This is a genomic window from Mangrovibacterium sp. (assembly GCF_059905295.1).
In genome coordinates this window covers 1-17,540 of record NZ_JBZQJF010000080.1, presented here as the reverse complement: position 1 = coordinate 17,540, position 17,540 = coordinate 1, and the positions used below count along the sequence as shown (strand labels likewise).

Genomic DNA, 17,540 nt, shown 5'->3' with positions numbered 1-17,540 from the left:
GGTAATTGTTCTCTTCCAGCTCTACAATTTCCAAGGGTAATTCAATTGTTTTTCGAAACAGTTTCTTCATTAATCCGGGCAATACTTTTAACTGAGGGGCTAAAGATAGTCAGATTGATGGATTCTTTCATTTTTGGATTCGTGGATTTTTAGACAATCACTACAGGAGACAACTGGAAAACAGCTATTTTTTCAGGTTACACCAAAAGAAAAAGCCACTGCCTGAGCAGTGGCTTTTCCAATATTTTGGAACTTATTGATTCGAATTACAGTAAAGCATTCACTTTTTTAACGGCTTCAGCACTTTCTTCGAATTTTGCCTTTTCAGCATCTGAAAGTGGAATTTCAACGATTTGTTCGATTCCGTTTTTACCTAAGATGCAAGGTACACCTAACGAAATATCTGATTGTCCGTATTCGCCTTCCAGTAAAGCTGAACATGGGAACATTTTCTTAGAGTCAAGCGCAACGGCACGAACTAACTCTGATACGGCAGCACCAGGAGCATACCATGCACTGGTTCCAAGAAGTTTAGTCAGGGTAGCACCACCAACTTTGGTTGCTTCAACCACTTCAGCCATCTTTTCTTCCGACAGGAATTCAGAAACAGCTACACTGTTGCGAACTGCTTTCCCGATCAATGGAACCATACCCGTGTCGGAGTGAGCGCCGATAACCATGGCAGAAACATCAGACTGAGGACAACCTAAGGCTTCTGCGATTCTGAATTTAAAGCGGGCACTGTCCAAGGCACCCCCCATACCGATAATGCGATTTTTAGGAAGGCCTGTTGATTTGTGTGCCAGGTAAGCCATGGTGTCCATTGGGTTACTAACAACAATCAAAACAACGTTCGGGGAATATTTGATCAGGTTTTCAGAAACGGTTTTCACAATTCCGGCATTGATGCCGATTAGTTCTTCGCGGGTCATTCCCGGCTTACGAGGAATACCACTGGTAATAACAGCAACATCGCTACCAGCTGTTTTGGAATAATCGTTCGTTGTGCCAGTAACTTTCGTATCAAAACCATTCAATGATGCAGTTTGCATCAGGTCCATTGCCTTACCTTCAGCAAAACCTTCTTTGATATCGATTAATACTACTTCGTCAGCAAAATCTTTAATTGCGATATATTCAGCGCAACTTGCGCCAACAGCACCAGCACCGACTACAGTAACTTTCATAACGTAAATATTTTGGTTTTTGAAATTCTTAATAGTTTAACAAAGATAAAATCTTTTGCGGATCGGCCATCCTTTTTAACGTTCTTTTAGAGCCGATAATGATCACTATTTGCAACTTGTTGCACAAAAGTTGCACAAGGGTAAAAAAAAGAAACCGGCAGATGCCGGTTTACTTCAATTATAGTTGTTTTTTGATGTCTTCGATTAGTTGTTGTGCCAGCTGATCTGCTTTCTCAGCTGTGGTGGATTCAGCATAAATCCGAATGATAGGTTCCGTATTTGATTTGCGTAGGTGAACCCACTCTTCAGCAAAATCAATCTTGACTCCATCAATTGTGCTGACTTGCTCGCTCGCATAAAGCTGTTCGATCTTTGAAAGAACCAGGTCGACATCAATTTCAGGGGTGAGCTCGATTTTGTTTTTCGAGATGAAATAGTTGGGATAGCTTTTGCGCAGTTCCGAACATTTCAGGCCTGACTTGGCTAGTTGTGTCAGGAACAAAGCGATTCCAACCAAGGCATCGCGGCCATAGTGGCTGGCCGGATAAATAACACCACCGTTTCCTTCACCTCCAATGATTGCCTTTGTCGCCTTCATTTCAGTAACGACATTAACTTCTCCAACGGCTGAGGCGCTGTAGCTGCCACCATGCTTTTCCGTAATGACACGCAGCGCTCTGGATGATGACATATTTGAAACGGTATTGCCGGGAGTTTGAGACAGCACATAATCGGCAACGGCAACCAGTGTGTATTCTTCGTTGAACATACTGCCGTCTTCGCTGATAATTGACAAGCGATCTACGTCCGGGTCAACCACAAAACACACATCAACCTTTTTGCTCTTTGCAATGGCGCATGTTTCGACCAGGTTTTCTGGTAGTGGTTCCGGAACGTGAGCAAAATGGCCGGTAGCTTCCTCGTTGATCGGAATGATATTTTCTACGCCCATCGTTTTCAGTAAAGCCGGAATGGCGATTCCGCCTACTGAGTTCACCGCATCGAAAGCAACGGTGAAGTTGGCTGCCTTTACGGCGTCAACATCAACTAAGTCCAGAGCAAGAACCTGGCGAACGTGTTCATCAGTGTAGTCCTTGCTGGTCATTGCTCCTAAGTCATCAACCTCGGCAAAACTGAAGCTTTCTTCTTCGGCATATTTCAAAATCGCAGCGCCATCAGCAGCCGTGACAAATTCACCTTTGCCGTTTAATAGTTTCAGTGCATTCCATTGCTTGGGGTTATGGCTTGCGGTAAGGATAATACCACCATCTGCTTTTTCTGTTGTTACAGCAATCTCGGTTGTTGGAGTGGTTGCCAGGCCAAGGTTGATAACATCGATTCCCATGCCTGAAAGTGTAGCACACACCAATGCATTTACCATTTCGCCACTGATGCGGGCATCGCGGCCAACAACAACTTTGGTTTTTTGCGATGTTTTTGTGCCTTTCAACCATTTCGCATAGGCTGCTGTGAACTTCACAACATCAAGTGGCGAGAGGCCTTCTCCGGGGTTTCCGCCGATCGTTCCGCGGATCCCGGAAATAGATTTTATTAAAGTCATATGATAATTTCTTTGTCTGTAGTAATTACATGAAATGAAGATAACTTTCTACCAGTGTCGAGAACTCATGGTTTTCTCCGTAGGTTTTAAAGTTGTTGATTAATTCTTTGTCGTTGAATGAACGAAGCTTAATTATGGTATGGTCAATAATTGCTGAGGGAAACACCTGGTCGACCTCGAATTCGGCCCGATGCTGTTCCAGGTGGTCAGCAGCTTCAATGCAGGATGTTGGCAGGAACTCAAAGTCAATATCTTCGTTTTCATCGAATAAGTTTGCATCTGTTTTCAAGGTATCTGCCTTTTTTACCGATTCGCTGTTCAATAAGCCGTTGAGCACCCCCATGATAAGAGCTGCCGCCAGCAAATACGGATTTGCTGAACCGTCGGCTCCGCGGTATTCGAGTGTTTGGCGCGATGATAAATCAGTTGGATCATCAGGGTGTTGGTTAGCATGTGCTGAAAGCGATTCCATGCGGTTCCAGCCCAGTGGCACGCGAATAAGAGTTGAGCGGTTTTGCATGCCCCAGCAAATTTGATTAGGGATTTGCTGACCTTGCATCAAGCGTAGGTATGATATCGGTGTTGGATTGGCAAAAGCGCAAAATGCCGGAGCCAGATTGAGCAATCCACCAATCATCTTTAAACTGGTGGTCGTCAGAATGCCTTGGTCCATGAGTACATTTTTGCCGGCATGTTCAACCATAAAATGAATGTGTAAGCCACTTCCCGGTTGATTTAAGGCAATCTTTGGGATGAAGGTCACATTCACATTGTATTTCAGTCCCAGCATGCGCAAAATCCATTTGGCAACCGCCAGTTGGTCTGCTGCATCTTCGGGATCGCCCACTGCAAATTCAATTTCGTGTTGTTCGTAAAGCTGTCGGTTTAAAATGAAGTTGCCGGTTTCGGCATGCCCAAAACGAACTTTACCACCACAGCGGGCAATTAATTTTAATGCTTCGACCCGTAACTTTTCGTGAGCCGAATATGGTTCTGCGCTTTGGTAGCCATTCTCTGCAATTATGGTGCGTTCGTCGATATCACTAATGACGTAATATTCCAGTTCGGCCATTATCTTAATCGTCATACCGGTCGATTTGTTGAACTGGTTACGGGCTTTGCGAAGAATATATACCGGGGAGCTTTCCAGTGGTTCACCATCGGGTCCGTAAAACGAGCACAGAATTTCGAGGGATGGAATTTCTGAAAACGGATTTAGAAATGCCGTTTTGTAGCGGGGAACCAGGTAAAGGTCGCTGTTGTTCGGGGGTAAAAATGAAAAGATGCTGCTCCCGTCAACTCTTTCGCCGGAGGTGAGGAGCATGTCCAGTTCCTCCATGCTGGTTACCATGAAATTGATGGTTTTCAATTTGCCGTCTTCAGCTGTATAACGGAAGTTTACCATTTCAATCTGCCGTTCTTCGACGAACCGGATCAGATCTTCTTTATTGAATTCGTGAGCCGGTTTTTGCAGGTACTGAACGAGTGGGTTCGGGTGTGTTAGCATGATATGGTTCAATTATATCCGGATCAAAAATAAGGAGTTTTTAGAATTTTGCTCCTTGAATGAAAAGAAAAAGCCCTCCCGAAAACGGGAAGGCTTTGAATATGATGTGCTTATTGTTGATTATTTCAACTTGGCAATTTGTTCTTCCAAAACTTTGATTTTGGCTTCGGCATCGGCTTGTTTAGCCCGTTCTTTTGCAACAACAGCTTCAGGTGCGCCGCTCACAAAACGTTCGTTGCTCAGTTTTCCCATTACCGATTTCAGGAAGCCTTTGGTGTATTTCAACTCTTCTTCCAGCTTTTTCAGTTCTTCTTCAATATCAACCAAATCGCCCAGCGGTACAAAGAATGTACTTGATTTTACCAGGAACGAACCGGCTCCGCTAACTTCTGCGCTAACTTCGTTGTATGCTGAAAGGTTCCCCAATTTGCTGACTACTGTGTTTAGTTCGGCTTTGTAACCTTTGTCGCCCGGCATTACGGCCAGTTCCAGGCTGTCTTTATTGGCAATGTTGTTTTTAGTACGGATGTTACGGATCCCGGAGATAATTTCTTTGGCATCTTCGAACTGTTGCAGGAAGTTGGCATCATACCCCGTTGATTTTGGCCAGCTGCTGATCATGATACTTTCGCCTTCCTGACGTTCTTTTAGGTATTGCCATATTTCTTCACTCACAAATGGCATAAACGGATGGATGAAACGCAACACTTCGTCGAAGATGTCAAGCAACTCTGCATATGTTTTTCCGTCGATCGGTTGTTGGTAAGCTGGTTTAACCAACTCGAGCAACCAGCCAGAGAATTCGTCGCGAACAGCAGTATAGGCGTTCATCAACGCATCCGAAATCCGGAATTTGTCGAAGTGGCCATCAGTTTGCTCAATAATTTGACTGAACTTCTGACGGAACCATTCGATCGCGATTTTTGAATGCTTCGGTTGAGGGATCGTATTGTCAACATCCCAGCCTTTTACCAGGCGGAACGAGTTCCATAGCTTGGTTACGAAACCTGCACCTTGTTGCGGTAAGCTTTCGTCGAACAACAAGTCTCCACCGGCAGGCGAGCAAAGCATCATTCCTACACGAACACCGTCGGCACCGTAGTTGGCAATCAGGTCGAGCGGGTCGGGCGAGTTACCCAGCTGCTTCGACATTTTGCGGCCCAACTTGTCGCGCACAATACCGGTGAAGTACACGTTTTTGAAGCAGGGCTCCTGGCGGTACTCGTAACCGGAAACAATCATCCGGGCTACCCAGAAGAAAATGATATCCGGGCCTGTTACCAGGTCGTTGGTAGGGTAGTAATATTTAATTTCTTCGTTCTCTGGATTGTTGATCCCATTGAAAACGGAGATTGGCCACAGCCAGCTCGAGAACCAGGTATCCAAACAATCTTCGTCCTGACGCAGATTTTCCAGTGTCAGCTCCGGTTGTTTTTCCTGTGCCAGTTCCAGCGCCTTTTCTGCTGATTCGGCTACAACGTAACTTCCATCAGGCAGGTAATAGGCCGGAATTTGGTGTCCCCACCACAATTGTCGTGAGATGTTCCAGTCACGGATGTTCTCCATCCAGTGGCGGTATGTATTTTTGAATTTTTCGGGAACAAACTTGATGATGTCGTCCATCACGGCATCCAGGGCAGGCTTCGCCAAGTCTTCCATTTTCAGGAACCATTGGGTTGAAAGCTTCGGCTCGATAGGTACACCAGTACGCTCCGAACAACCTACTTTGTTGGTGTAGGCTTCGGTTTTTTCCATCAGGTTTTTATCGATTAATTCCTGCTCAATCTCTTGACGTACATCGAAACGGTCTTTGCCATCGTAATGAAGTCCGCTGGCATTCAATGTGCCGTTATCATTGAAAATGTCGATGGTGTCGAGTCTGTATTTTTCACCCAGCATGTAGTCGTTCACATCGTGAGCCGGGGTAACTTTCAAACAGCCGGTACCGAATTCCATATCCACATATTCGTCCTCGATAACCGGAACTACGCGGTTTACGATCGGAACAATTAATTTCTTACCTCGAAGGTGTGCTGTTTTTGGGTCATTGGGATTAATGCAGACCGCAGTATCTCCGAAGATGGTTTCGGGGCGGGTCGTAGCAATCACTGCATATTCAGCCCCCTCAACTCCCCCGTGGGGGGAGCTTTCCAATGCAGCCTTTATCGCTTCGATCACATTGTCGGTATTGCCAATTATCTCTTCGTTCGTGAAGCGTATAACATGATAACCGAGCTCATTTAAAATCTCAGTTTTTAATGCATCCAGCTTTTGAATTTCGGGTTGGTCGTGGTAGCCACCATCAACTTCAATAATTAACTTCTTAGAAAGCGCAATGAAGTCAACGATGATATCATTAATAATGTGTTGTCTTCTAAATTTCTCGCCTAACTGATTGGCCCGGAGGATTTCCCATAATGCACTTTCAGCTTCCGTTTGGTTCTTGCGTAGTTTCTGAGCGTTTGCTTTCAGCAATTCGTAGTCGGCTTTACGCGCGGTTTTGTATAGCGGGTCTTCCTTCCCTCCAGCGGGGGGATCGAGGGGGGCTATCTTGTAACGCAGGTAATACAGTTTGCCGGTTTGTTCTTTGTAAATTACTTCCTCGTCCGACAAGGCTGTTTTTGCAGCCGGGTCCCAGTTTACCATGCGCACGCCGCGGTAAATAAGTTCCTTGTTGAACAGGTCGACAAATACTTTAATAACCGACTCGCTACGTTGCTCATCCATCGTGAAACAAGTACGATCCCAGTCGCATGAAGCACCCAGTTTTTTCAACTGCTCCAGGATAATGCCACCGTGTTTGTGGGTCCATTCCCAGGCATGTTCCAGGAACTCTTCACGAGTCAGGTCGGTTTTCGAGATTCCCTGGTCCTTCAGTTTTGCAACAACTTTAGCTTCGGTTGCAATCGAGGCGTGGTCGGTACCCGGCACCCAGCAGGCATTCTTGCCCAACATGCGCGCACGACGGGTCAGGATGTCCTGAATGGTATTGTTGAGCATGTGCCCCATGTGCAGCACGCCGGTTACGTTTGGTGGCGGAATGACAATCGTGTAGGGTTCACGTTCGTCGGGAACAGAGTGGAAAAAACGCTGATCCATCCAATACTTATACCATTTGTCTTCAACTTCGGCCGGATTATACTTGCTAGGAATCTCCATCGTATCTTTTAATTGTGTATTTCGATTGAATTTATTTGAGGCTGCAAAAATATAAAAGTTTGACGAATATGAGGTTATCGGTTGATCGAAGTTCTGCTATTTAATGGTGAGCAAACCTGTTTTCAACATTCAGCCTTCATCCGTGTTTACATGACAGTTCGGAAAGCGGTTTGAATTTCCTGCCTTGCCGAATTTTTTTCTTCGCTAGGGAATTCAATTTCTCTAGTTAGGAAAAAAAATTCCCTAGCTAGGAAATTTTCGACCTGTAGAAAGCGAAACCCAATCGCTGCTTGCTAAATAAAATGACAATTTAATGACCATTAGTGACCAACATATAAGTGTTTCCGGGAAGTTCTCCGATGCCGAGATCTTCGAACTGCTGGAAGAGAAAACGAACCAGTACAATTGCCCTGATTTCATTGAAACAGACCCGATTCAAATCCCGAGACAGTTTGCGCAGAAGGAGAATATCGAGATTGCCGGTTTTCAGGCTGCAACGATTGCCTGGGGACAACGGGCTACGATTATTAAAAACGGAAAATGGCTGATGGAGGCGATGGATCACGATCCGTATGGTTTCCTGATGAATACGAATGAAGATGAATGGTTGCACTTCGAATCCTTCAAACATCGGACGTTTAATGGTGTCGACTGCCTTTACTTTTTGCGCTCGTTGAAGAATATTTACGAACATCATGGCGGACTTGAAGCCGTGTTCACCCGAGGCTATCAGCAGGAGGGCGCCGTTTCAGGGGCGTTGCGCTATTTTCGCCAGGTGTTTTTTGAACTTGAAGGAGACCGTCGCACGCAGAAGCATGTGTCGAATATTGATAAGGGAGCTTCGGCTAAGCGATTGAATATGTACCTGCGCTGGATGGTTCGAAAGGATGATGCCGGTGTGGATTTTGGTATTTGGGATGGCATCCCCATGGCGGACCTGTTGTTGCCACTGGATGTGCATACCAGCAAGCAAGCCCGGCAGCTGGGCTTACTGCAACGTAAGCAGGATGATTGGAAAGCGGTGCTTGAGGTTTCCGAACGACTGCGGAAATTTGATCCGAATGATCCGATTAAATATGATTTTGCCTTATTCGGATTAGGTGCTTTTCCGCAAGAACCAATAACCGATGATTAGACCTCGGCTCACAGCTCAGTTTTGGCACACACAAGGTTTACATTGTTAAGAATTACAAATCGATTAAATAGCCTGATTAATTTTATAATTTTGCGGGTCGCAGTTTAATTAATCCATGAAAACCCAATGAGCAAAGTATTTCTCTCATTTTTAAAATATTATTTGTTCTGGTTGCTGTTTTTCACAGCTTTCAAGATCTTCTTTGTTATTTACAATTACCCAACGGTTGCCAGTTTATCGTCGGCTGATTTCTGGGGCATCTTCCGCCATGGAATCATCATGGATTTGTCGGTTGCCGGCTATTTCAGCATGATCCCCGGGCTTATTTTTAGTCTTGGATTTGTGGCAACCAGTCGGTTCAGCTCTTACCTCTTAAAATATTACACGTTTCTGTCATTGGTAGTCCTGACCATATTAGGCTTAACTGATGCCGGTTTGTATCCCGCCTGGGGAACCCGTTTAAACGCCCAGTTCCTGATGTATCTCGAAACGCCCGGTGGCATTTATGCTTCTATGGCCTGGTGGCAGCTCCTTTTGTTTCCCTTGCTTACGATTGGTATTGTTTGGGTAAGCTTTAAAGGTTATAATGGGTTGCTGAATCGGAAGAAACTGGCGCAGCTTAAGTTGAAATGGTGGGGCATTCCGGTGATGGTTTTTTTTACGGCAGCCCTGATTATCCCTATTCGTGGAGGACTCGACCGTTCTCCCATGAATCACAGTAACGTTTACTTTAGTGAGCATTTGGAAGCCAATCAGTTTGCCTATAATTACTTCTGGAACTTCATGCACGATGTGCTGAAGAATAAAAAAGCGCGGGTTGATGTGAATTATATGCCCGATGAAGAGGCGAAGGCTATTTTAGAAGCACACGATAAGATGGGCGTTCCAGCCCCTCAGATCATTCAACCTGTCGATGGAAAGCCTACCAATATTATTTTGGTGTTCCTCGAGAGTTTCTCAGATAAGGTGATTGAGCCGCTTGGCGGCTTGCCGGGAGTAACACCACGGTTGAACGAGTTTTGTAAGGAAGGCATTGCTTTCAAATCATTTTATGCTACCGGCCGCCGCTCGGATAAAGGGATGTCGGCAACAATTGGTGGCCGCCCGTCGGATATGAGCCGCACAACCGTATTGGCCTTTCCTGATAAAATGAGCAAGCTTGATTATTTTCCGAAGTATTTTGCCAACAAAGGCTACGATATGTCCTTTTATTATGGGGGCGACGTGAATTTTTACAATACCCGGGCGGTGATGCTTCAGTCGGGGATTAATAAGATTATTTCCAAATCAGACTTCCCGCTTGAAACCGGGTTGAAACAAAAATGGGGTGTTCCCGATGAGTATTTGTATGCGCGTATGTTCGACGACCTGAAGAAGGAGAAAGAGCCTTTCTTCAGTATGGTTTATAATATTAGTAGTCACGAGCCATTTGACATTGACCATTATCACAAGTTCCCGACCAACAATACCGAGAATAAATACCTGAATGTGGCATCTTATGCTGACAGCTGCCTGGGTGTTTTTATCGATTCGCTGAAGCAAACAAGCTTATGGGATCATACGCTGGTCATGATTACTGCTGACCACACTTCACTTGAGCCGGGCCCAACAAATATCACCCAGCCGGAAACTTTCCGTATTCCACTGATTTTTATCGGTGGTGTGGTGAAACAACATTTAATCAGCGATCGCTTCGGTAACCAGAACGATTTAGCACCAATGTTACTGAAACAGCTTGGATGGCAACATAAAAAGGACTTACTTTCGAAAGACTTTCTTGTAGACGATAGTTATGCCTTTTATTTTAACGGACAAGGTTGGGGATTTATGAGTTCCGAAGCTGGTTGGTTTATGAATACGAATACGAAGAAGCAGGATTTCTTTTATAACTATGCTCCGGAGAAGGTCGATTCGCTTATGCATTTTGCAAAAGCTTATGTGCAATATTTGCACGACGGACATCTCGAACAGTAGTCAGCGATGAAAAGGAAGTACCAGTTTATAGTCAATCCGGTTGCCGGGCCGAAAAATAACATTCAGTATTTTAAGCAATTGAAGGCCGAGTTGCTTGAGCGGGGAATTCCGTTCAACAGCAAAAAGACTAAACGTGCCGGCCATGCACCCGACCTGGTGCGTAAGCGACTTGAAAAACGAAAGGCTGTTATTGTGTCGGTTGGAGGTGATGGTACTTTTAATGAAGCCGCTTCGGTGTTGGTGGGTACTTCGCGCAAGATGGCTCATATACCACGAGGCTCTGGAAACGGATTGGCACGAATGCTGAAAATTCCCGGAAAGATTAAGGAAATTGCCGATTACCTGGAATTCGGTAAGGCCAAAGCTATAGATGTGGGGAAGATCAACGATGACTACTTTTTTTGTACCTGCGGCTTTGGCTTCGATGCGTTGATCGCACATCATTTCGCGAGTAGTGTAAAACGTGGACTGAAAGGCTATGTGGGCTATGTGCTGAAGTCTTTTTTCAATTTTAAAGGTGTTGATGCTCAATTTTCGCTGGATGGAGAGGCGTATAGCGGGAGCTACTTTGCCGTAACAATCGCCAATGCTAATCAATATGGTAATGATGCGTTTATTGCTCCGGAAGCCGATTTGGAAGATGGTCTACTCGATGTGACTCTAATTAAACCGTTTCCGCTTTGGTACGCACCTGTATTGGCTGTTGCACTTTTCGGGAAATGGATTCACAAAACCCGCTATGTGGAAAGCCGCAAAGTGAAGGAGTTTGAGATTCGTTCGCTCTCGCAGCCTTATTTCCATGCCGACGGCGATGTGTATTCGCTTGAACTTCCGGCTAAAATTACGGTTCTGCCCCAGGCATTAAACTTGTTGGTACCCTCGCACTGATCGTCAGTCATTCAATCCAGCTTTGTGAAATAATTATTTGCTTCGTCCATACTTATTTGTTGAAGAATTATAGTTAAATTAGTTAGCTTGTAATTACGTGTTACCATTCGTTATGCAATTGGTACCGTGTCATTCAAGTTTGATCATTTAACCAACCTATAATTCAAAAAAATGAAAAATCTACTTTTCGTATTACTAAGCTTGTTTTGCGTTCAGCTTGCTCAGGCTAAGAAGGTCGAACTAAGTCTGAATCTTGAAGTCGGTCACACTTATATCACCAAGTCGGTGTCGGTTGGAACCATCAATCAGGAAATGATGGGGAAAAGCATCGATATTGATATGGAAATTACCGGAAATATGTCGTTTAAGGTGACCAACAAATCGGCTGCCGGTTACGACCTGGATGTTCAGTACACCTCGATGGTAATGGATATGAAGATGCCGCAAATGAATATGACTTTCAGTTCGGAAACGCCGGATGCTAAAGATCCGCTATCGGGTATGCTGGCAAAAATGACCAATAAAACCTTTCAACTGACACTAAGTAAAAAGGGTGAGGTGTTAGGGGTGAAAAATCTGGATGTTATTCTCAATGAGGCTATCGGGGCTTTAGGTGAATTGCCGGAAGCTCAAAAGCAACAGCTGCAGGAACAGCTGAGTGATAATTACGGAGTAGATGCTTTTCGTGGGAACATGGGAAGTATGCTGTCTATTTTTCCGGCCGATCCGGTAAAGGTGGGTGATAGCTGGAAGTCGTCGTTAAAATTGAAGTCCGGGATGGTTCTGGACCTCGAAATGACCTACACCTATAATGGGGAAGAGGGTGATTATTACCTGGTGTCGGGTGAAGGAACCGTGGAATCGCCGGAAAACAGTTCTCCGATTAAGACAAATGGCATGTCGATGTCTTTCGAAATGAGCGGAACAATGAAATCGGATCTGAAGATTGATAAAAAGACCGGTTGGGTTATGGCTGGTACGGCCGAGCAAAAAATTAGCGGAAAGGCTAAGATTGCCGGAAACGAACAGATGCCGAACGGTATGGAAATACCGATGAAATTGTCCACCACGACAACTTATACCGGAGAATAAAACAACCGCCATAAAACAGGAAAAGCGGCAATCGATCTGGTGATCTTTTGCCGCTTTTTTAGCATTCCTCTCTTAAGCGTTTTTAATTCCGTGCCAAGTTTAGTAATTCGGCCACATTTTCCCAAGGAATTAATTTAAAATTTTGTGCAACAGCTTTTCCATCATCATAATTATAACCATCCTGAACAACCAGTAAGCCATGTTGGAAATCATCATTCAGGTAGCTGCTGTAAATGTCGATACCATCGGTTTCCTCAGCTCCGTCAACCACTCCGTCGGTAATGCGGAAGTTTCCTATGTACCTGTGCGGAGGCTGGCGATCGTAAACAGCAAAGCTGTAATTCCCCTGGCTCGATGCAAGCAGGTAACCTTTTCCTTGGGGTAGGTAATAAATTGCGATCCCTTCGATGTCGTAAGCAATATTTTCGTTATCCGCTTCGCCCGACTTGGCCAGTTTGGTCCCTTCAGTTAAAGCGTCAGGCTCGGCTGCAAATTTCCAGATCCCGTCGTTTTCTTCTCCCAAAAAAAGAACCTGGTTTTCATCGTCAGCGACCATGCCTTCAACCTGGGTGTGTACATCGAACGTGCGGACTAATTTGGCATCAATCAGGGGATCGGAAGCAAATAACTCCCATTGCTCAATTTCGCCCTCTTTGCTGTTCATGTAGGCAAAAATCTTTTGGCTCGATGGGCTTTTGTATAGCGCAAAACCGTAAACTTCACCAGCCATTTCGCTGGTAATGGTTCGGGCCGCCATATTCGTTAATTTGCCACCAGGGGTAATTTGATAAATAGCAAGACTTTTGCTACTTCGGTTGGTTGCACAAACCAAGTCGATGGTGTCGTTATTCAAAATAAAACCGTAACGGACATCCACATTGTTCATATTACCATCAGCATAGTAATGTTGCTGAATTCCCTTTAGGTTATAGGTTGCCAAACCGCCTTTCTTGTCCGTACCGATAATATAGGTTTCGCTCGAATCTTTCGGGTTCACCCAAATAGCCGGATCGTCAGCAGCATCTTCATCTACCGGCTGTGGCATTGGTGTTGTTTCGTAAAGAGCTGTTGTTGTCAGCGTTATTTTTTTTGCTTTTTCAGCCGATCCTTCACTAATCCGGTTGCATGAAAAAGCCATGAGGATAAGTCCTGTTAGTGCAAGTATTTTGGTTGTCGATAAGAAATGTTTCATGCTATTTCATTTTCTAAGATATAAATTACTAAGCTCATAAATAAAGAAAATCCCTGCTCTGGGAGACGAGCAGGGTGTTCTCTATGGGCGTCTTATTTAGAAATCGAATTTCAATCCAAAGTTAAGCTTAACATCATAGTATTCAGCTTGCATGGTGTACTTCGATTCTCCTTGATAGTAACGCAGCGGTTGATTTAGTAAATTGTTGGCTTCAGCAAAAATGCGGAATTTCTTGTTAAACGCATAGCTGGTGTTAACATCCATATAAGTTACTTCGTCGTAGTAGCGGTCTTCGAAAGCTACACTTCCAAACTCGTCGATAAAGTCGCTTGCATAGTTGAATGAAACGCGGACTGAAAGCTTCTTGCCTTCGTAATACAATGACGCATTAAACGTATTTTCAGGTGTTCCCGGCAGGGTAACATCATCTTCGTTGTGCCCTTCAATCTGGAAGTTGCTTACATCAGATTTGGTATAGGTATAGTTGGTATAGAAACCCATTTGTTTCAGGAATCCCGGTAGGAAGTCTAACTGACGCTGGAATGAAGCTTCAATCCCGTACAGTTTAGCGTCGCCGGCATTAATTGGTTGGGTGAATTTGTCCCAGGTATTATTTAAATAAGTATAGTCTTCCATGGTACTCTTTACAATGAAATCGTTAATGTCTTTGTAGAAAACTCCGGCTGAGAACATACCAACTGATTGGTAATAGTGTTCAAACATCAGGTCGAAGTTCATCGATGTTGTTGCACTAAGATCTGAGTTCCCAATGGCGATTTCGTTGTCTTCGCGGTTTGTTTCAACGTAAGGCACAAGGTCGAAGTAGCGTGGACGGGCAATGGTGTTGGTCCATCCGGCCTTCAATTGTGTATTTGAGTCGAAGTTGTATTTGAACATCAGGGAAGGTAGTACATTGGTGTAGTTGCTCGATTCTTCCGGGGTTTTATCCAGGCTTTCAAAGTCGCCGTCTTCGTTCAGTGTAATTGCATAGCCAGAATAGTTCAGATTCGTATTTTCCAGGCGAACACCGGCAACCAGATCCAGGTTTCCAAAAGATTGATCGTAGCGTACATAACCTGCCGTTACATCTTCGCTGGCATCGAAGTTACCAGCTAATTCTTCCGGATCTTGAGCCTTGTCGAAACTAGAAGAATTTTCCAGGTTCAAACCGGCAACAAACTCTTTGGTTACAAAGGTTCCTGCAACATAGTCTCCGGCGCGATAGTTGTCTTTTGTTTGTACTTTGGTGTTAGCGATAGCGTTGGCAACGAATGTAGCCTCGTCAGTAGGCTCATAGGTGTAGAAGTCGTTGTTGCGCGATTTTGACTTGCCTTTGTATTTTGCCCCGAAGCGTAAAACTTTCGATTTACTGCTTTCAGCTAATGGTAGTTTGAAATCTATTTTGAAGGCCTTGTCAATATCTTCCGTGTACTGGTGTTCTTCAGTCAGCTCGTCAAAACCCCAGTTTGCGTTAAAGTCGCGTGCGTCTTCATCATTTACAGTAACCTGAGGTTTTTCCGTATCTGTTAAGTCCTGAGTAATGTCTACATGTTTATAGGCAAAATTCAAATAGCGTTCGTTGGGACGGTCTTCATTGGCCTTCGAATACGAAGCTTGCCATTTCATTTCCATGGCACCAAACTGGTGGTCTCCTTTCAACGCAACGTGCCAGGTCCGTTGGTCTTCCAGTCGGGCATCTTTGTTGGTCCCTGCTTTTACTTCACGCTCAATTTTTGAATCGCCGGTTTCGTCCAGATTTTTGTACACAACGCGGAAACGGTTTTCCCAGTCATTCCGATGGTTGTACATGATCTTTGCTTCAATTTTATGGGACGGATTGAACTCATAGTCGAAAGCAGCCGAATAACTTTGGCGCAGACGCTGAATCCAATATGTCCGTACTTGAAGTTCAGTCATGATCATGCCATTATCGCCTTCGTCCCATTCCGCTTCCAGGTCATCCGAACCCAATTTGTGGTTCTGACGTGCTCCGGCCAGGGTCATCCCCAGTTTGTTGTTGAAGAAACGATCGGCATATAATAAGGAGATGTTTTCAGCAGCTTTGTCAGTCAGGCAGTTGTAGGTTGTACCGATTGTACCGCTGATTCGGCGGGCATAAGGATTGGATTTCGTCACCAGGTTTACCGAACCACCGATGGCATCTGCGTCCATATCGGAGGTAACTACTTTGTTCACCTCGATGCTTTGAACCATGTCCGAAGGAACCAGATCGAGCTGAATAGCGCGGGTTTCAGCTTCAGCTGAAGGAATCCGGTCTCCATCGATGGTTACCGAGTTGTATTCAGGAGCAGCTCCTCGAATGGTTCCAAAGCGAGCTTCGCCCTGGTCGTATTGGACGCTAATGCCCGGAATACGTTTCAAGGCATCACCAACGTTGGCGTCAGGGAAGCGGCCAACCTGATCGGATGAGATCACGTTGGTAACATTAATACTGCTTTTTTGTTGGTTCAGAGCTTTTGATTGACCTTGCAGCGAGCCGTTTACTACGACTTCCTTCAGGTCAACTCCAGCTTCCATGGTGAAGTCTAGTTTGCTTGTTTTGCCAAGTTCGACAGTAACTTCCTGGCTTGTTTCCTTGAAACCGATATAGCTAACGGTAACTTCATAAGTTCCTGCCGGAAGTTTTACAATCCGGTAAAATCCATTCACATCGGAAACAACACCTTGGTTTTGGCTTTTGATTACGACTGTGGCACCAGGTAAGGGTAATTTATCCTGGTCCAGAATACGTCCGGCGATTATTCCGAAATTGGAAGGCATATCGCCTTCACCATCGTTGGTCGCGAATATGTTTTGATTAAAAAGAAGGGAAAGAAAAAAAATTAGAAATAGGAATTTTGAGTTCATTTTGGTGATGTGTTTTGGTTAAGACGATGGCAAATGTAGGATGAGCTTTTGTGAGCATATGTTTCTTAATAGTTAGCGAATCGCTAAGCCTTATTTTTAAATTAAATTAGGTAGATGATAGATGGATAGCGCTTTAGCTGGTGTTTTGTGATGTTAACTAAAGATTAAGACGTGCGTTTAAATGTTAAGTGTATGTTTGTCGGGACGAATAAGAGGTTGTATCCGAGTTTGTTGCGGTTCTTGTGGTTGATAATGAGTGTGTAAACCGTGTCTTAACAAAACATTTAACTTTGATTACGAACTTGTTTTGCTTTGTTTAATGAGTTGTTTCGGAATTGTGCTTGGTGTTACAGAACGATGATTCGATCGTCAGATGCAATGACTTTGGAGAACCGTTGTAGTCAACTTTGCAAGGTCGAGATGACAAATTTTAGAAAGAGTAGGGGGGAGCGTTGGTGAATTTGTCTGGAGCAATGTCCGATTTCAGCCGAGCAATATTGAAAAGATCAGGAGCGACCCTTGTTTCGCTTTGAGCGGCATCCGAATTGCCTGGAGCAATAGCCGAACAAGACGAACGCTTGTTTGCGTACGCCCAATTACTTTTATGAGGTCTGATTGTTTATTTTATCCGAAAAAGAGCTGTTCGCCCTTTGGATTAGATACCGGCTCTTTGTAGTCCGGATATACTCGCTTGCAGCGAATCATTGGAGTTAGCTAAGGCTTCCGCATTTTGCGGTAAAAGTTTATCTATTTTGTCGGCGCTTTTTTCAGTTAATGTGCGTCGGTTAAGCATTGCGTAGATGACTAAACAAGCTAAAATTGCCAAAATGTAATAATCTCTCTTCTTCATAACCAATAGAATGAAACGCCGTTGCGTTCAATTATTCGGGGGGCAAAAGTAGAAAATACTTTATATCGGCAAATAAAAATGCTGTTAAAATTCACTTGTCAGAGTTTTTAGTTAAAGTTTAGGTGAT

General features: G+C 44.4%; 11 protein-coding genes. 4 read left to right on the top strand and 7 right to left on the bottom strand.

The window, feature by feature from the left end; all coding sequences use genetic code 11:
* Positions 1-266 precede the first annotated feature (266 nt).
* The 4 genes from AC37HE_RS04450 to AC37HE_RS04435 all read right to left on the bottom strand — a co-directional run bounded on the left by AC37HE_RS04450 (position 267) and on the right by AC37HE_RS04435 (position 7,414).
* Positions 267-1,187, bottom strand: coding sequence for a malate dehydrogenase (locus AC37HE_RS04450; RefSeq protein WP_500781582.1), 921 nt, complete (start codon positions 1,185-1,187; stop codon positions 267-269).
* A 178-nt stretch (positions 1,188-1,365) separates the two neighbouring features.
* Positions 1,366-2,748: a phosphoglucosamine mutase gene (gene glmM / locus AC37HE_RS04445; protein ID WP_500781581.1), complete on the bottom strand. Its 1,383-nt coding sequence runs from the start codon at positions 2,746-2,748 to the stop codon at positions 1,366-1,368.
* Positions 2,749-2,773: 25 nt separating this feature from the next.
* Entirely contained in the window at positions 2,774-4,255 is a 1,482-nt protein-coding gene (locus AC37HE_RS04440; protein WP_500781580.1) for a glutamine synthetase family protein, read from the bottom strand.
* A gap of 120 nt (positions 4,256-4,375) precedes the next feature.
* Positions 4,376-7,414, bottom strand: a complete 3,039-nt coding sequence (locus AC37HE_RS04435) for a valine--tRNA ligase (protein ID WP_500781579.1) — start codon at positions 7,412-7,414, stop codon at positions 4,376-4,378.
* A gap of 313 nt (positions 7,415-7,727) precedes the next feature.
* Here AC37HE_RS04435 and AC37HE_RS04430 point away from each other — a divergent pair, with 313 nt between their 5' ends.
* The 4 genes from AC37HE_RS04430 to AC37HE_RS04415 all read left to right on the top strand — a co-directional run bounded on the left by AC37HE_RS04430 (position 7,728) and on the right by AC37HE_RS04415 (position 12,503).
* Positions 7,728-8,549 carry a TIGR02757 family protein gene (locus tag AC37HE_RS04430; protein ID WP_500781578.1) on the top strand — a complete coding sequence of 274 codons (822 nt, stop codon included), beginning with the start codon at positions 7,728-7,730 and terminating at the stop codon, positions 8,547-8,549.
* 126 nt (positions 8,550-8,675) lie between these two features.
* Positions 8,676-10,523 (top strand): LTA synthase family protein, encoded by a 1,848-nt coding sequence (locus AC37HE_RS04425; protein WP_500781577.1) that lies wholly within the window; start codon positions 8,676-8,678, stop codon positions 10,521-10,523.
* 6 nt (positions 10,524-10,529) lie between these two features.
* Positions 10,530-11,411: a diacylglycerol/lipid kinase family protein gene (locus AC37HE_RS04420; protein ID WP_500781576.1), complete on the top strand. Its 882-nt coding sequence runs from the start codon at positions 10,530-10,532 to the stop codon at positions 11,409-11,411.
* Between the two features lie 171 nt (positions 11,412-11,582).
* The gene (locus tag AC37HE_RS04415) at positions 11,583-12,503 is read left to right on the top strand and encodes a DUF6263 family protein (protein ID WP_500781575.1); all 921 of its coding nucleotides are present in this window, start codon (positions 11,583-11,585) and stop codon (positions 12,501-12,503) included.
* Positions 12,504-12,585: 82 nt separating this feature from the next.
* Here the strand turns inward: AC37HE_RS04415 and AC37HE_RS04410 are convergent, their stop codons facing one another.
* The 3 genes from AC37HE_RS04410 to AC37HE_RS04400 all read right to left on the bottom strand — a co-directional run bounded on the left by AC37HE_RS04410 (position 12,586) and on the right by AC37HE_RS04400 (position 17,413).
* Complete coding sequence (locus AC37HE_RS04410) at positions 12,586-13,695, bottom strand: phytase (RefSeq protein WP_500781574.1); 1,110 nt, start codon at positions 13,693-13,695, stop codon at positions 12,586-12,588.
* 96 nt (positions 13,696-13,791) lie between these two features.
* Positions 13,792-16,563 (bottom strand): TonB-dependent receptor, encoded by a 2,772-nt coding sequence (locus AC37HE_RS04405; RefSeq protein ID WP_500781573.1) that lies wholly within the window; start codon positions 16,561-16,563, stop codon positions 13,792-13,794.
* Positions 16,564-17,218: 655 nt separating this feature from the next.
* Positions 17,219-17,413 (bottom strand): hypothetical protein, encoded by a 195-nt coding sequence (locus AC37HE_RS04400; RefSeq protein WP_500781572.1) that lies wholly within the window; start codon positions 17,411-17,413, stop codon positions 17,219-17,221.
* Between the last annotated feature and the right edge of the window lie 127 nt (positions 17,414-17,540).

Coding starts and splice junctions, on each gene's coding strand:
- AC37HE_RS04415 (WP_500781575.1), top strand. CDS start 11,583: ATGAAAAATCTACTTTTCGTATTACTAAGCTTGTTTTGCGTTCAGCTT.
- AC37HE_RS04420 (WP_500781576.1), top strand. CDS start 10,530: ATGAAAAGGAAGTACCAGTTTATAGTCAATCCGGTTGCCGGGCCGAAA.
- AC37HE_RS04410 (WP_500781574.1), bottom strand. CDS start 13,695: ATGAAACATTTCTTATCGACAACCAAAATACTTGCACTAACAGGACTT.
- AC37HE_RS04425 (WP_500781577.1), top strand. CDS start 8,676: ATGAGCAAAGTATTTCTCTCATTTTTAAAATATTATTTGTTCTGGTTG.
- glmM (WP_500781581.1), bottom strand. CDS start 2,748: ATGACTTTAATAAAATCTATTTCCGGGATCCGCGGAACGATCGGCGGA.
- AC37HE_RS04440 (WP_500781580.1), bottom strand. CDS start 4,255: ATGCTAACACACCCGAACCCACTCGTTCAGTACCTGCAAAAACCGGCT.
- AC37HE_RS04435 (WP_500781579.1), bottom strand. CDS start 7,414: ATGGAGATTCCTAGCAAGTATAATCCGGCCGAAGTTGAAGACAAATGG.
- AC37HE_RS04450 (WP_500781582.1), bottom strand. CDS start 1,187: ATGAAAGTTACTGTAGTCGGTGCTGGTGCTGTTGGCGCAAGTTGCGCT.
- AC37HE_RS04430 (WP_500781578.1), top strand. CDS start 7,728: ATGACCATTAGTGACCAACATATAAGTGTTTCCGGGAAGTTCTCCGAT.
- AC37HE_RS04405 (WP_500781573.1), bottom strand. CDS start 16,563: ATGAACTCAAAATTCCTATTTCTAATTTTTTTTCTTTCCCTTCTTTTT.
- AC37HE_RS04400 (WP_500781572.1), bottom strand. CDS start 17,413: ATGAAGAAGAGAGATTATTACATTTTGGCAATTTTAGCTTGTTTAGTC.